13 protein-coding genes are annotated in these 13,277 nt (G+C 68.4%); 11 read left to right on the forward strand and 2 right to left on the reverse strand.

Annotated features, from left to right (window positions below; genetic code table 11):
- Positions 1 to 214 precede the first annotated feature (214 nt).
- The 10 genes from KME82_RS12760 (at position 215) to KME82_RS12805 (ending at position 10,505) form a co-directional block, all read left to right on the forward strand.
- Entirely contained in the window at positions 215 to 565 is a 351-nt protein-coding gene (locus KME82_RS12760) for a chemotaxis protein CheW (protein ID WP_215498843.1), read from the forward strand.
- Positions 566 to 599: 34 nt separating this feature from the next.
- Positions 600 to 992: a chemotaxis protein CheW gene (locus tag KME82_RS12765; protein ID WP_215498844.1), complete on the forward strand. Its 393-nt coding sequence runs from the start codon at positions 600 to 602 to the stop codon at positions 990 to 992.
- Positions 989 to 3,295 (forward strand): hybrid sensor histidine kinase/response regulator, encoded by a 2,307-nt coding sequence (locus KME82_RS12770; protein WP_215498845.1) that lies wholly within the window; start codon positions 989 to 991, stop codon positions 3,293 to 3,295. The genes KME82_RS12765 and KME82_RS12770 overlap by 4 nt, the downstream gene beginning before the upstream one ends.
- On the forward strand, positions 3,292 to 4,311 hold the full coding sequence (locus KME82_RS12775) for a chemotaxis response regulator protein-glutamate methylesterase (RefSeq protein WP_215498846.1): 1,020 nt from the start codon (positions 3,292 to 3,294) through the stop codon (positions 4,309 to 4,311). Before KME82_RS12770 ends, KME82_RS12775 begins: the two co-directional genes overlap by 4 nt.
- Positions 4,308 to 5,321: a GGDEF domain-containing response regulator gene (locus KME82_RS12780; protein WP_215498847.1), complete on the forward strand. Its 1,014-nt coding sequence runs from the start codon at positions 4,308 to 4,310 to the stop codon at positions 5,319 to 5,321. The genes KME82_RS12775 and KME82_RS12780 overlap by 4 nt, the downstream gene beginning before the upstream one ends.
- 214 nt (positions 5,322 to 5,535) lie before the next feature.
- Positions 5,536 to 7,035: an XVIPCD domain-containing protein gene (locus tag KME82_RS12785; RefSeq protein ID WP_215498848.1), complete on the forward strand. Its 1,500-nt coding sequence runs from the start codon at positions 5,536 to 5,538 to the stop codon at positions 7,033 to 7,035.
- 220 nt (positions 7,036 to 7,255) lie between these two features.
- Positions 7,256 to 8,500, forward strand: coding sequence for a DUF4331 family protein (locus tag KME82_RS12790; protein ID WP_215498849.1), 1,245 nt, complete (start codon positions 7,256 to 7,258; stop codon positions 8,498 to 8,500).
- Positions 8,497 to 9,108: a HupE/UreJ family protein gene (locus tag KME82_RS12795; protein ID WP_215498850.1), complete on the forward strand. Its 612-nt coding sequence runs from the start codon at positions 8,497 to 8,499 to the stop codon at positions 9,106 to 9,108. Before KME82_RS12790 ends, KME82_RS12795 begins: the two co-directional genes overlap by 4 nt.
- A complete protein-coding gene (locus KME82_RS12800; protein ID WP_215498851.1) occupies positions 9,105 to 9,623 on the forward strand; it encodes a hypothetical protein in 519 nt (172 codons plus the stop codon). Before KME82_RS12795 ends, KME82_RS12800 begins: the two co-directional genes overlap by 4 nt.
- A 9-nt stretch (positions 9,624 to 9,632) precedes the next feature.
- A complete protein-coding gene (locus KME82_RS12805; RefSeq protein WP_215498852.1) occupies positions 9,633 to 10,505 on the forward strand; it encodes a DUF4198 domain-containing protein in 873 nt (290 codons plus the stop codon).
- Between the two features lie 88 nt (positions 10,506 to 10,593).
- Here the strand turns inward: KME82_RS12805 and KME82_RS12810 are convergent, their stop codons facing one another.
- Both KME82_RS12810 and KME82_RS12815 read right to left on the reverse strand, forming a co-directional pair.
- Complete coding sequence (locus tag KME82_RS12810) at positions 10,594 to 10,980, reverse strand: hypothetical protein (RefSeq protein WP_215498853.1); 387 nt, start codon at positions 10,978 to 10,980, stop codon at positions 10,594 to 10,596.
- 248 nt (positions 10,981 to 11,228) lie between these two features.
- A complete protein-coding gene (locus tag KME82_RS12815) occupies positions 11,229 to 12,071 on the reverse strand; it encodes a hypothetical protein (protein ID WP_215498854.1) in 843 nt (280 codons plus the stop codon).
- 240 nt (positions 12,072 to 12,311) lie between these two features.
- Between KME82_RS12815 and KME82_RS12820 the strand changes: the two genes are divergently transcribed.
- A complete protein-coding gene (locus KME82_RS12820) occupies positions 12,312 to 13,205 on the forward strand; it encodes a M15 family metallopeptidase (RefSeq protein WP_252255732.1) in 894 nt (297 codons plus the stop codon).
- The last annotated feature ends 72 nt before the right edge of the window (positions 13,206 to 13,277 follow it).

Here is a 13,277-nt window from a genome sequence, read left to right on the forward strand (position 1 = left end):
ATGCGCCGCTGCCCTTCGCGCCGCGACCCCTTCGCCGAATTCCTTCGCATCCATGCGCCTCAGCCGCAGCCGACCGCGACGAAACCATTGCGCAGGCCATGGGGCCTTCGCCTCCGCCAGATCGCGGAAACCCGCGGCGATGCAGCCGGCGGCCGCGTGCTGCGATTGCGCGCGCAGCGTTGCCGCGCGGCGGCGAGCCGATAGGACCGCATCGATGACCGATCATCCCGCCATCGAGGCTTCGGCGAGCGCAGTCGCGCAACTGCTCGGCCGCGCGCCCGATCCGCAGGCGCTGCACCGCGCCACCGGCGAGGTCGCGGCCAAGGCCGACGACCTGCGTTCGCTGACCCGCTCGCTGTTCGTGTTCCGCCTGCGTGGCGAATGGCTCGGCTTGCCCGCGTCCATCGTCGACGAAGTGCTGGAGCCGCGCGCGATCCACAGTCTGCCGCACCGTCGCGAAGGCCTGGTGCGCGGCCTGGTCAAACGTGCCCCGCGCGCCCGCCCCGGGGCGCCACCGCAGGCGACCACTCGCGATCGCCTGCCGACGACCCCGCGCGTCCGCTGACCCGCTCGCTGTTCCCCGCGCGATCGTCGACGAAGTGCCCGCCCGATCCACAGTCTGCGCGCACCTCTTAGGCCTGGTGCGCGGCCTGGTCAACGTGCGCGGGCAGCTCACGGTGTGCGTGGCGCTCGAATCCTTGTTGCAGATCGATGCGGCGCGGGCCGATCCGGAGCGCTCGTCCGCCAGCGCGGCCGGCGTGCTGGGCCGGCGGCTGGTGGTGCTGTCCTTGCAGGATCAGCGGCTGGCGTTCGAATCCGACGAAGTGCATGGCGCGCATCGCTACGATCCGGCGCTGGTCGGCGAGGTGCCCGGCACCGTCGCCCTGGCCAGCGCGGCCTTCAGCACCGGCGTGCTGGCGATGGAAAACCGCAGCGTGGGATTGCTCGACGACGGCCTAGTGCTCAGCGCAATCAATCGGCGGTTGGGATGAGCACGGGCGACCTGCGGGATTATTCGCTGCACGACCTGTTCCGCATGGAGGTGGACGGGCAGGCGCAGTTGCTGACCGACGGCCTGCTGGTGCTGGAAGGCCAGCCCGACGCCGCCGCGCAACTGGAGTCGTGCATGCGCGCGGCGCATTCGGTCAAGGGCGCGGCGCGGGTGGTCGGCCTGTCGGCGGCGGTGACCATCGCGCACGCGATGGAGGATTGCCTGGTCGCGGCGCAGGAACATCGCCTGGTCCTCGATCATGCCGCGATCGATGCCTTGTTCAACGGCGTCGATCTGCTCAGCCGCATCGCCGCCACGCCGGCCGAACAGGCCGAGCCGTGGATGCGCGACGATGCGCCCGAGGCCAGGCGCTACTGCGAGGTGTTGGCCGAGGCCTTGCGCTCGGGCGTCAGTCCGCCGCGCGAATCCGCGCAGGCGACGGTGCCGCGCGTCGAATCGCCGCTCGCCCGGTCGCCCCGGAGCGAAGCGTCCCAGATCGAATCGTCCCCGACCGAACCGGCGCGCAACGACGCGGTGAGCGATGCGATCGGCGAAGAACGGGTGCTGCGCATCACCGCGCGCAGTCTCAACCGCCTGCTCGGTTTGGCCGGCGAATCGCTGGTGGCCTCGCGCTGGCTCGACCCGTACATCCATTCGCTCGGACGGCTCAAGCGCCTGCAACGCGACAGCGCCATCGCGCTGGATCGGCTCGCCGAGGTCGCGCCCGGCCTGGCGCGCGATCAACACGCCGCCGCGCTGCTGGCCCAGGCGCGTTCGCAGATCGCCGAATCGCAGCGCCTGCTGGCCGATCGCATCGCCCAGCTCGACCTGTTCGAACGCCGCACCGCCAGCGTCGCGCATCGGCTGTACGACGAAGCGCTGTCCAGCCATATGCGTCCGTTCGCCGACGGCACCCGTGGGTTCAAGCGCATGGTTCGCGATCTGGCGCGCGAACTGGGCAAGCAGGCGCAGCTCGACATCGCCGGGGCCAAGACCCAGGTCGACCGCGACGTGCTCGCGCGCCTGGAAGCGCCGCTCGCGCATCTGTTGCGCAACGCGGTCGATCACGGCATCGAATCGGCCGAGGCGCGTCGCGCCGCCGGCAAACCCGAGGCCGGCACGATCCGGCTCGAAGCCCATCATGTTTCGGGCCTGCTGGAAATCGTGATCGAAGACGATGGCCGCGGCATCGACCTGGAGCGTATCCGCGAGACCGTCGTCGTGCGCCGCCTCACCGATGCGGACACCGCCTCGCGATTGAGCCCGGCCGAACTGATGGAATTCCTGTTCCTGCCCGGCTTCACCTTGCGCGAGGTGGTCACCGAGATTTCCGGACGCGGCGTCGGCCTCGACGCGGTCCAGACCATGGTCAAGGAACTGCGCGGCAGCGTGCGGCTGTCGTCGCGGCCCGGCGGCGGTTCGCGTTTCCAGCTGCATCTGCCGTTGACCACCTCGGTGCTGCGCGGCCTGGTGGTGGAGATCGGCGGCGAGCCGTACGCGTTCCCGCTAACCCAGATCAGCAGCACCGCGATGGTCCCGCGCGAACAGGTGCAGTGGCTGGAAGGGCGGCAGCATTTTCAATTGAACGCGCGCAGCATCGGCCTGGTGTCGGCGGCGCAGGTGCTCGGCGGCGCCGAAGCCCATACCTCGCCGGAGCAACTGCAGGTGATCGTGGTCGCCGCCAGCAGCGGCGGGCACGAATACGGGCTGGCGGTCGAACGCTTTATCGGCGTCAGCGAACTGGTCGTGCAGCCGTTGCCCGGCCAGCTCGGCAAGGTCAAGGACATCAGCGCCGGCGCCTTGCTCGACGACGGCACGCCGGTGCTGATCGTCGACGTGGACGATCTGGTGCGTTCGGTCGAACGCCTGGTCTCCACCGGTCGTCTGACCCAATTGCGTTATCACGACCACGCGCAGACGGTGACGCGCAAGCGCGTGCTGGTGGTCGACGACTCGCTGACCGTGCGCGAACTCGAGCGCAAGCTGATCGAGAACGGCGGCTATGCGGTCGAGGTCGCGGTCGACGGCATGGACGGCTGGAACGCGGTGCGCTCGGGGCATTTCGACCTGGTGGTCACCGATATCGACATGCCGCGCATGGACGGCATCGAACTGGTCGGCCTGATCAAGAAAGATCCCCGGCTGCGCACGCTGCCGGTGATGATCGTGTCGTACAAGGACCGCGAGGAAGACCGCCGCCGCGGTCTCGACGCCGGCGCCGATTTCTATCTGACCAAGGGCGGGTTCCATGAAGAGGCGTTGTTGCAGGCGGTGGTCGACTTGATCGGCGAGGCCTCGGCATGAGGATCGGCATCGTCAACGATCTGGCCCTGGTGGTGGAGGCGCTGCGCCGCGCGATCGGCCTGCGCGGCGAACACAGCGTGGCCTGGACCGCGTCCAGCGGCGAGCAGGCGGTCGAGCGCTGCGCGCAGGACGTTCCCGATCTGGTGCTGATGGACTTGCTGATGCCCGGCATCGGCGGGGTCGAAGCCACGCGCCGGATCATGGCCGCGAGCCCGTGCCCGATCCTGATCGTGACCGCCAGCGTCGGCGGCAACGCGCCGCTGGTGTTCGAAGCCATGGGCCACGGCGCGATGGACGCCACCGACGTTCCTTCGCTCGGCGTCGACAATTCGGTCGGGGTGCGGCAACTGCTGGCCAAGATCGATCTGATCGGCCGCCTGATCGGCGATGCGCCCGTGCAGCCGGTACGCGCGCCGCTGGTGCGCAGCCCCGGCGCGCGGCGCCTGGTCGCGATCGGCGCGTCCGCCGGCGGCCCGGCCGCATTGGCCGATCTGCTCGGCGGGTTGCCGGCGCGGTTTCCGGCGGCGATCGTGATCGTCCAGCACATCGACGAAAAATTCGCCTTGAGCATGGCCGAGTGGCTCAACCGTTTCTCGCCCAATCCGGTGCGGCTGGCGATGCCCGGCGACCGCCCGCTCGCCGGCACGGTGCTGTTGGCCGGTACCAACGAGCATCTGATCCTCGAACAGGGCGGGGCGCTCGCGTACACGCCCGATCCGGTCGATCAGCCGTATCGCCCTTCGGTCGACGTTTTTTTCGACAGCATCAATGCGAACTGGACCGGCGACATCGTCGGCGTGCTGTTGACCGGGATGGGCCGCGACGGCGCCAAGGGGCTGCAGGCGCTGCGTCTGCGCGGCCATCACACCATCGCCCAGGATCAGGCCAGCAGCGCCGTATACGGCATGCCCAAGGCCGCCGCCGACCGCGGCGCCGCGGTCGATATTCTTCCGTTGAATCGAATCGCTTCGAAGTTGGAATCCCTCTTCGGAGACACCAGGAATGCAAGCTCATGACCCTGCCTCCCAGCTTCCGTCCCGCGGGACTGCCGCACGAACGCCGCATCGTCGTGCTGCTGGTCGACGACCAGCCTTTCATCGGCGAGGCGGTGCGCCGCGCGCTCGCCAAGGAACGCGACATCGATTTCCATTACTGCAGCTCCGCCAGCGACGCGGTCGCGATGGCCGAATCGCTGCAGCCCACGGTGATCATGCAGGACCTGATCATGCCCGATGTCGACGGCATGACCCTGGTGCATCTGTACAAGCTGCATCCGGGCCTGAGCAGCGTGCCGGTCGTGGTGCTGTCGAGCAAGGAGGATGCGGCGGTCAAGAGCCAGGCGTTCGCGACCGGCGCCACCGATTACCTGGTCAAGCTGCCCGATCCGATCGAGCTGATCGCGCGGGTGCGCCATTACTCGCAGTCCTACCTCAATCAGGTCGAGCGCGATCTGGCGTATCAAGCGCTGCACGAAAGCCAGCAGAAACTGCTGGAAATGAACGAGACCCTGCGCCGGCTCAGCGATGTCGACGGCCTGACCGGGCTCAATAACCGGCGCTATCTCGACCGCTACCTGGATCAGGAATGGCGCCGCGCCGCGCGCGAACGCCGCGATTTCTCGATCCTGATGATCGATGTCGACAACTTCAAGGCCTACAACGACGTCTACGGCCATCTGGCCGGCGACGAGGCGCTCAAGACCGTCGCCAGCGAAATCCAGCGCTGCGCGCATCGTCCGGCCGACGTGGCGGCGCGCTTCGGCGGCGAGGAGTTCTCGTTGATCCTGCCGGCGACCTCGATGGACGGCGCCAAGCTCGTGGCCGACCTGATCTGCACGAGCGTGTATCAACTCGGCATTCCCAACCGCGGCGCGCCGCTGGAGCGGGTCACCGTCAGCGTCGGCGGCGCGACCTGCTCGCTGAGCCATGTCGAGTCGCACGAAACCTTGCTGGAGGCCGCGGACCTCGCCCTTTACGAAGCCAAGCGGATGGGCAAGAACCAGGCGATTCTGCGCGAACTGGGTTAGTGGAATCGAGTTGAATCAAGTTGAATAGGATCGAGCCACCTCGCTCGATCATCGCGAACGCACGGCGCGCGGGCAAATAATTTCGGCGTTCGTCACGGATCGCCGCGACCTCGCCAATGCGAATCGCAAGAACACCCGCATCGCGCGACATCGTGGCCGCCCGCCTGCGCCTATCGCGTTTGTGCAGACATCAAAGCCAGAGGACCCCCATCGAATGGGAACCTACCAACAGACCCTCAGCGGCGGCGGCCAGGTGCGGCTTGCCACCTGGGACGACCTGCAGCCGCCCGTGCATGGCCCCGACCTGCAGCAGCGCGCCTGGAATCCCGAGGCCAGCCGCACCGGCCTGGCGTTCTACGATTCGACCGTCCACTACATGCGCAACGACTGGGCGAGCGCGAACATGGACGTGGTGCCGGTCAGCGCCGGCCAGCACAATCTGCTGCTGTACCGCAATCGCGAGAGCGATACCTGGCATACCGCCGAAGCGCTCGACATCGACCATGTGCAGCCGTGGAAACAGCACCTGCGCGATGTCGGCACGCTCAGCATGGCCGACGCCCAGCAGGCCTACAACGACGTCGGCAACCTGCGCGCGCTGCCCGGGGTGATCAATCGCGCCCGCACCAGCGCCGAGCGCGCGCTCGAACAGGGCCTGGATTCGGACGCATGGCGCAACTGGTCCGACCAGCATTTCCGCTACGACCCGAACCAAGCGCATCCGGCCTTCGACCCGCAGCGCGACGCCGCCCGCCGTACCGCCACCACGCTCAATCAGCCGTGGACGCTCGAAGACGGCCGCTCGACATTGAGTTTCGATACCCGCGTGCAGGGCAAGTGGTTCGAACACCAGTTGTCGCAGCATTACGCCGGCTCGGTCGAAATGGTCTCCGACGAGGACGGTTCGCGTCGCAACGTGCATCTGTTCCAGTGTCCGGTGACCCGGCAACTGGTGACCCGCGACGCGTTCGATATCGACCACGTCCGGCCGTTCGAGGACGTGGCGCGCGAGCGGGTCGAGCAATCCGGCGGTTCGATCAGCAAGGCCGAAGCCTTGAACCTGTACAACGACACCAGCAATCTTCGCCTGGTCAGCCGCAGCGCGAACTGCTCGCACGAGTGGGAACTCGATGCGCACGGCGAATACCGCGACCGCGAGGCGCCCGAGACCGACGAGGACCGCGCCTTCATCGAGCACGGACCGGTGACCGAGCAAGAGCAGCACGCGCTCGACGACCTGCGCGGCATGCTCGACCGCAACGCGCATCCGCCGCGGACCTTCGGCGACGACGCGCCGGTGCATACGCCGCAGGCGCATTACCGGCTCAACGACGAGCGCAATCCCGATCACGCGTTGTTCGGCCAGGCGCGGCAGCAGATGGGCGCGTTGAACGGCCAGTACGGTTGGAACCTCGGCGAGCAGCAACTCGACAACGCCTCGGCCGCATTGACCGTCGCGGCCAAGCAAAATCATCTGCCGGCGATCGACAGCGTGCTGTTCCAGCAACCGGACAAGTTGTTCGCGGTGCGCGGGCAGGGCGAGGCGATGCAATGGGCCGGCGTCGATGTGCGGGCGGCGATCGACAAGCCGATCGCGGTCAGCTCGCGCGAGGCCCGTGAGATCGCGCCCACCGCGCAGACGCCGCCGATCGTGCAGGCGCAGGGCATGGACATCGACGTGCAGCCGGCGCAAATCGGCCGGCACGGCCACTAGCGCTCGCCAGCCGCGAAGGTCATGCGAACAGCGGCGCGACGGTAGGGTCGCGCCGCGGCCGGATGCCGGGTCGATCCCGGCAGGCGCGGCCCAGGCCGCCGGAACGGGCAGGCGTCTGGGCGAGGACCGCCGCGCCACACCCTACGATCGCTAAAGATTCCGATAGCGGCCCGCCGCCGCCGAATCTCTACTGAGCGCCTTCCCGCCAGGCGCCGATCCCATGTCCGACCCATCGCGATTTCCCGTCTCCCGCCGGCGCTTCGCCGCCGCTGCGCTCGCCATCGGCCTGTTCGCGACCTCGGTCGGGCAGGCCGCCAGCGCCTCGGATCATCTCGACTCGCCGAGCGTGATCGCCGACCCGCGTGCCGACATCGGCGACCTGTACGCATGGATGGCGCCCGACGGCCGCCATCTGAATCTGGTCATGACCATCGTCGGACACGGCTTCTCCGACAAGCTCGATTACGTGTTCCATATCGACAGCGTCAAGCGTTTCGGCGGAACCGGCAAGACCACCCGGATCGGCTGCCGCTTCGCCGCGCCCGAACGCGCCGACTGCGCGCTCGGCGAGATCGACCGCGCCCATGGCGACGCCAGCAACGAGCAAGGCCTGTGGAGCCGGCAGCACCGCTTTCGCGTGTTCGCCGGCCTGCGCGACGATCCGTTCTTCAACAACGTCAAGGGCACGCGCGCGGCCTACAACGTCGCCGATGCCGCCTTGAAACGCGGCGCCGCCGTCGATGCCGCGCATTGCCCGCAGTTCGATCGCGCGACCTCCGATGCGATCTTCGAACAATGGAAACACACCGACGGCGGCCCGGCGCGCAACCTGCTCGCCGGCTGGACCCCGGCGTCGATCGTGATCCAGGTCGATCTGGACGCGGTGAATCGCGGCGGAAAATTACTCGCGGTATGGGCGGCGACGGTGTCGCCCGAACGCCAGATCGACCGCGCCGGCCGCACCCTGACCGGCAATGCGCTGCTGGGAACGCTGGACGGCGAGGAGGTCAGCGATGCGCTCAAGGAGCGCTACAACGCCGCCACCCCGGCCACCGGCGCGCCGTTCGTGCCAGAGATCGAGAAATCGCTGGGACTGTACGACGGCTTCGACGGCCGCTGCGGCAATCAATGGCTGGCGCGGCGCGCGCCGCCGCCGCCGTCGTCGCCGTATCGCGCCCTGGCCGAGTTGCTCGCCGACGATCGGCTGTGGATCAACAGCGCGTCCAAGGTCTGCGCGCGGCCGTTCGCGGTCGAACTGGCGCAGTTCGATCGACACAACAAGGCCTGGCGTCGCGACTGCGGCGGGCGCACGCCGAATGTCGGCGCGATCAACGTCTACCGTTCGCTGCTGGTCGATGCGAGCACCGATCGCGTCGACGACGGCGTGGAGCGCGACGACAAGGTGCATTCGATCTCGCAGTTCCCGTTCCTGGCGCCGGCCGATGCGGCGGGGTATCCGCGATGAGCGCCGCGCGCTTCAACGCACCACACTTGCATGCGCTGACGGCGTTGTCGTTGTCGCTGTTCGCCGGTGACGCCGCGGCGCACAGCGGCACCGGGCTGGCCGGCGGTTTCGCCTCGGGCTTCGCTCATCCGTTCGGCGGCGGCGATCATCTGCTCGCGATGGTCTGCGTGGGTATCTGGGGCGCGTTGTTGGGGCCGCCGTTGCGGTACGCATTGCCGGTGGTGTTTCCGCTGCTCATGGTGGCCGGCGCGGTGGCCGGCATGTTCGCGCTGCCGATGCCGCCGGTCGAATTCGGCATCGCCTTGTCGGTGCTGGTGCTCGGCGGCTGCATCGCGACGGCATGGCGCGCGCCGCCGTGGCTCGCGATCGCGATCGTGTCGTTGTTCGCCGTGTTCCATGGCTATGCGCACGGCCGCGAATTGCCGTCGGCGGCCGATCCGGTCGGCTACAGCCTGGGGTTCGTGTTCGCGACCGGATTGCTGCACGTGCTCGGCATCGGCCTGGGCGAGGGCGCGTTGCGCAAGGGCCATGTGTGGCTCATCCGTGCGCTGGGCGCGGCGATCGGGCTGGTCGGAGCGTTTTACCTGTGGTCGGCGATCATCGCTTGAACGCCGATGCGCTCGCGCCTTCGTTGCTTTGCGCCGCATGCGGCCTGGCGCTGGCATTCGCGCCGCTGCGAATGAGGTGGACGAGCGCGGCGCTCGCCGCCGTCGCGGCGATCATCGTGCTGGTCGTGAGCGCATACGGCATGCGCCAGGCGTGGATTGCGATGATCGCGCGGGAGGTCACGCAGGTCTGTTGGTTCGGCGTCGTCGTATGCGCGGCGAGTGTGTATCTGCCGGCTGCGGCGTTGCGAAGGTTCGCGCCCAAAATCGCACCGCTGCTCGCGCTGGGCACGGGCCTGTGCTGCGGCGTCGCGGTGTCGGGGCAGGGCGACGGCATCGGCCTGTTGCGCGCGCTGCCGTGGCTGCTGCTGTCGTGGCCCGCGGCATGGTTGGTGGATCGCGGCGTCGCGGCCGCGGTCAACGTCGTCTGCAGCTGGCTGCTCGCGGTCGCGGTATTGGCCGCAACGCTGGCGTGGCTGCCGGTCACACCGGGCTATCTGCCCGATCATCTCGAATAGAGGTAATCCATGTTCGCTATCGATTGGCCGCGGCGCGCGAGATCGCAAGGCGCAGGCATCGCGTTGGCGGTCGGCCTGTCGACGCTCGCCACGGCCGCGCAAGCCCACGATTTCTGGATCCAGCCCGAACGCTACCGGATCGCGCCGGACACGCCGACCGCACTGACCCTGCAAGTCGGCCACGGCAGCGACCGCCAGCGTTCGAAGATCGGCCTGCGTCGCATCACCCGCTTCGCGGCCGTCGCCGCGGACGGACACAGCATCGACCTGCGCGGGCGTCTGCATCCCGGCGAGGCCAGCGATGGCGACTTCGAACTGCCGGCCGGCGGCTACCAGCTGGTGTTGGAAACCGATGCGCGCGCGCAGAGCCATCTGCCGGCGATTCGTTTCAACGACTACCTGCGGGCCGAAGGGCTGACGCCGGCCTTGCAGGATCGCCAGCGCAACGGGCGCATGCAGGCCGAAGGCTCGGAAAACTACAGCCGGCGCAGCAAGGCGATCGTGCGGGTCGGCGCCTGCGACGCGACGACGCCGGCGCAGTGGCGCACGATGTTGAGTCGGCCGCTCGGCCTGCCGCTGGAAATCGTGCTCGATCAGAATCCGTATGCGCATCCGCGACCGTCGCGACTGCCGCTGCGCGTGCTCTACGAAGGCCGCACGCTCGCCGGCGCCCTGGTCAAGCTGACCCGGCTCGAAGACGACGCCCAGCCGTTCGCGACCCGCTACACCGACGCCGAAGGCCGCGCCGAGTTCGCCATGCCCGCGCAGGGCCGCTGGTTGCTCAACGTGATCTGGACCAAGCCATTGCCGGCGTCGAGCGAAACCGACTACGAGACGGTGTTTTCCAGCCTGAGTTTCGAATTGGACGATGCGACACGTTGATGGTGCGCTTGCGTTGTTCGCGGTGCGATCCAGTCCTGCATGTCCCGACAGCGCGGGCTGAGCGAAAGATCCCGGAAAACTCGCGGTTTCAGCAATGCCCCGCGGACGACCAACTGTTGCCGCGCCGCACTACCAGTTCGCCGTTGATGCATCGCAGCGAGGCTTGTTGCTGCGGCTGCGCGCTGCGCTCGGCGAGCAGTTGGGTTTCCAGCTCCAGCACGCGATCGCGCAAGGCGTTGCGTTCGGCGACGATCTGCGCAACCTGCGCCTGCGCGATCTGGCGTTCGGTCACGGCCGCGCGCTCGGCCGAGAGTTTGTTGCGCTCGTCGGCCGCGGCCTGCTGCTTGCCGATCTGGTACGCGGTGCCGCCGGCCGCGCCGACGATGCCGATGAACACGACCGCGGCCAATGCGAAGCCCCTCCAGCCCCATGCGGTTCGCTCGTCGGTGTTGCGGCGATAGTCGGACTCTTGCATGCGCCTGCCCATTGATGTGGCGAACGCGGGAGCCGTGCCGGTTGGCACGGCCGGGTGTGCGTTCGCGAGCGAATCCTTCGAAACTCCGGCGTAACAGACGAACGACCATCACCGTCGTGAAGCGCGATGGCGAACTTGGTGCGCAGATACGAAACCAGCTTAAGCACAATCCGATCGATGACTATCGCAGGCGGATGGCCCTGGCCGGAGCTAACGGCAACGTCCGCAGATACCCCGGCCTGGTCGGTTCACACCGGACAGGCCGGGTCTTGGCCGGCGTACTTGGCGCAGACCTTCTGCCGGCACTGCAGGCCCTTGGTGGTGTTCGCCTTCGGGCATTTGCGCAGGCTGGTCTGGACCGGGTTGGCCGGCGGCGTCGCAGCGGTTTTCGTCGCCGCGCTCTTGGCCGGGGTCGCGTTCGCCTTGGGCGCGGGCGCGGGTTTGGTCACGGGCTTGGCCGCGGCCTTCTTCGCCACGACCGCGTTTTCGGCGTTGACCTTGCGGATCAACTGCTCGAGCGCATCCTGGTCTTCCTTGGCGTTGCCGTTGCGCGGTTTGGCCGTGCGCTTGCCGCCGGATTGCGCGTCGGCGTCGATGTTGCCGAGCAGAGCGGCCATCAACCCGTCTTCATCGCTTTTCGCGGAACCGCCGCGTTTGCTGGCGGCGGTGCCGGTGCGGGCGGACGCGATCGCCGGTTTGCCGGCGGCCTTGGGCGGCGCCGCCGACGCCACGAGTTTGGGCGCGGGCGTTGCCGGTGCGGGTTTAGGGCCGGGCTGGTGCGCGGGCGACGGATCGCCGGCACTGAAGGGATTGGCGTCGGCCGGATCGTCGTCGAGCACGATCTTGGCCGGCGTGGTCGCGGCGGGGGCGGGCGCCGCGCGGGTGGGCGCGACCGGTGCGGCGACGGCGGGCGCAGTCGGGGTTTTGTCGACGATCGCGGGCTTCGGCGACGGATCGAACGCTCCCTCGTCGCCGCGCAACAGCAAATACGCGCTGGCGAAAAACACCGCGGCGGCACCGGCGACCAGCACGATCGGCGCGATCCGGCGCGATGGCCCGGGCGCGGCCGGCCGCTCTTTCCGGCTTTCCATGTCTGCTAGGATTCGTCCCGCAGGCGCGGCGCTACCGGAGCGATTTTCGGCTCCCGAGATCAGGCTCGGACGATTCGGCTTTCCCTCTTGCCGATCCACGTGGACTCCTTTCCATGCAGGCTGGGCCGGAACCGGCCTCGTCGGCATTCTGGGCGAACGCCGACGCAGGCGTCAATTCGGGCGCGCACGCAAGCATGCGGGCGGCTCGCGGAGCACTGACCCAAGGATGAGGCGCGGCGCGTGGTCTGGATTGTGATCGGCTCTTTCTTCGTGATTTTGAGCGTCGCCGCATGGCTGGCGATGTTTCCCGACGCGCGCGACGCAGCGGGAGCGGTGTTGGCGCGAATGCTGCGTCGCGGCAGCGCGGCGGGCGACCGACTGCGCCAGCGAGCATCGACCCAGGCCAGCGATTCGGGGCAAGCATTACGCAATAAAGGCACGCGTTATGCGCGGCGCATGTCGCGCAACAAGTATCTGCTGATCGCCGCGGTGGCGATGGTGGTGTTGCCGGTGACGCTGATCCTGGGGTTGCGGCAGAAGGTGATCCTGGACGGCGGCATCGATCCGATCCCGGTGGCGTCCAGTTCGCAGATACGCGAACTGCTCGAAGGCGAGAACCTGGTGCCGCCCGAACCGCCGCCGCCGGAAGTCTTCGTCGAGGCGGAACGTGAACTGGCGCAACTTTCGCCGACCGCGCGCCTGAGCATCGCCGCGCCCGAACAGATCGTCAGCGCCGACCGTCGCTGGGAACAGATCGACCCGGACTTCAAGCAACGCGTGCTGGCCATCTACAAGGTCATGGAAGGTCGTGGCATCAAAATGGTGCTGGTTGAAGGCTTCCGCAGTGCGCAACGGCAAGCCGAGCTGGCCGCCGGCGGCAAGGCCACCCGCGCCGGCGCCGGCCAGAGCTGCCACCAGTACGGCCTAGCCGTGGACAGCGCGCCGATCCGCAACGGCAAGCTGCAGTGGGACATGAACGACGCTTGGACCCGCGACGCCTATTTCCTGTACGGCCAGTTGGCCCAGGAGGCTGGGCTGGAGTGGGGCGGGCAATGGCGCAGCATCAAGGACTACGTGCATCTGGAACAAAAGGCCCAGTGCCGTGCCGCGCGGCGGGCGGCGGGCGCGGGCTGAACCGGCCGCCGACCGCGGCCGGCGTCGGCCCGGCCGGGACGCGGGGCGACGGCCCCGGGGTGATAAAGCGGA

Origin of the sequence: Lysobacter capsici (assembly GCF_018732085.1) — a bacterium.
Classification (GTDB): domain Bacteria; phylum Pseudomonadota; class Gammaproteobacteria; order Xanthomonadales; family Xanthomonadaceae; genus Lysobacter; species Lysobacter capsici_A.

What these genes read in the sequence shown, in the direction of transcription:
- KME82_RS12760 (WP_215498843.1), top strand. Translation starts at nt 215, where the DNA reads ATGACCGATCATCCCGCCATCGAGGCTTCGGCGAGCGCAGTCGCGCAA.
- KME82_RS12770 (WP_215498845.1), top strand. Translation starts at nt 989, where the DNA reads ATGAGCACGGGCGACCTGCGGGATTATTCGCTGCACGACCTGTTCCGC.
- KME82_RS12775 (WP_215498846.1), top strand. Translation starts at nt 3,292, where the DNA reads ATGAGGATCGGCATCGTCAACGATCTGGCCCTGGTGGTGGAGGCGCTG.
- KME82_RS12780 (WP_215498847.1), top strand. Translation starts at nt 4,308, where the DNA reads ATGACCCTGCCTCCCAGCTTCCGTCCCGCGGGACTGCCGCACGAACGC.
- KME82_RS12785 (WP_215498848.1), top strand. Translation starts at nt 5,536, where the DNA reads ATGGGAACCTACCAACAGACCCTCAGCGGCGGCGGCCAGGTGCGGCTT.
- KME82_RS12790 (WP_215498849.1), top strand. Translation starts at nt 7,256, where the DNA reads ATGTCCGACCCATCGCGATTTCCCGTCTCCCGCCGGCGCTTCGCCGCC.
- KME82_RS12795 (WP_215498850.1), top strand. Translation starts at nt 8,497, where the DNA reads ATGAGCGCCGCGCGCTTCAACGCACCACACTTGCATGCGCTGACGGCG.
- KME82_RS12805 (WP_215498852.1), top strand. Translation starts at nt 9,633, where the DNA reads ATGTTCGCTATCGATTGGCCGCGGCGCGCGAGATCGCAAGGCGCAGGC.
- KME82_RS12810 (WP_215498853.1), bottom strand. Translation starts at nt 10,980, where the DNA reads ATGCAAGAGTCCGACTATCGCCGCAACACCGACGAGCGAACCGCATGG.
- KME82_RS12815 (WP_215498854.1), bottom strand. Translation starts at nt 12,071, where the DNA reads ATGGAAAGCCGGAAAGAGCGGCCGGCCGCGCCCGGGCCATCGCGCCGG.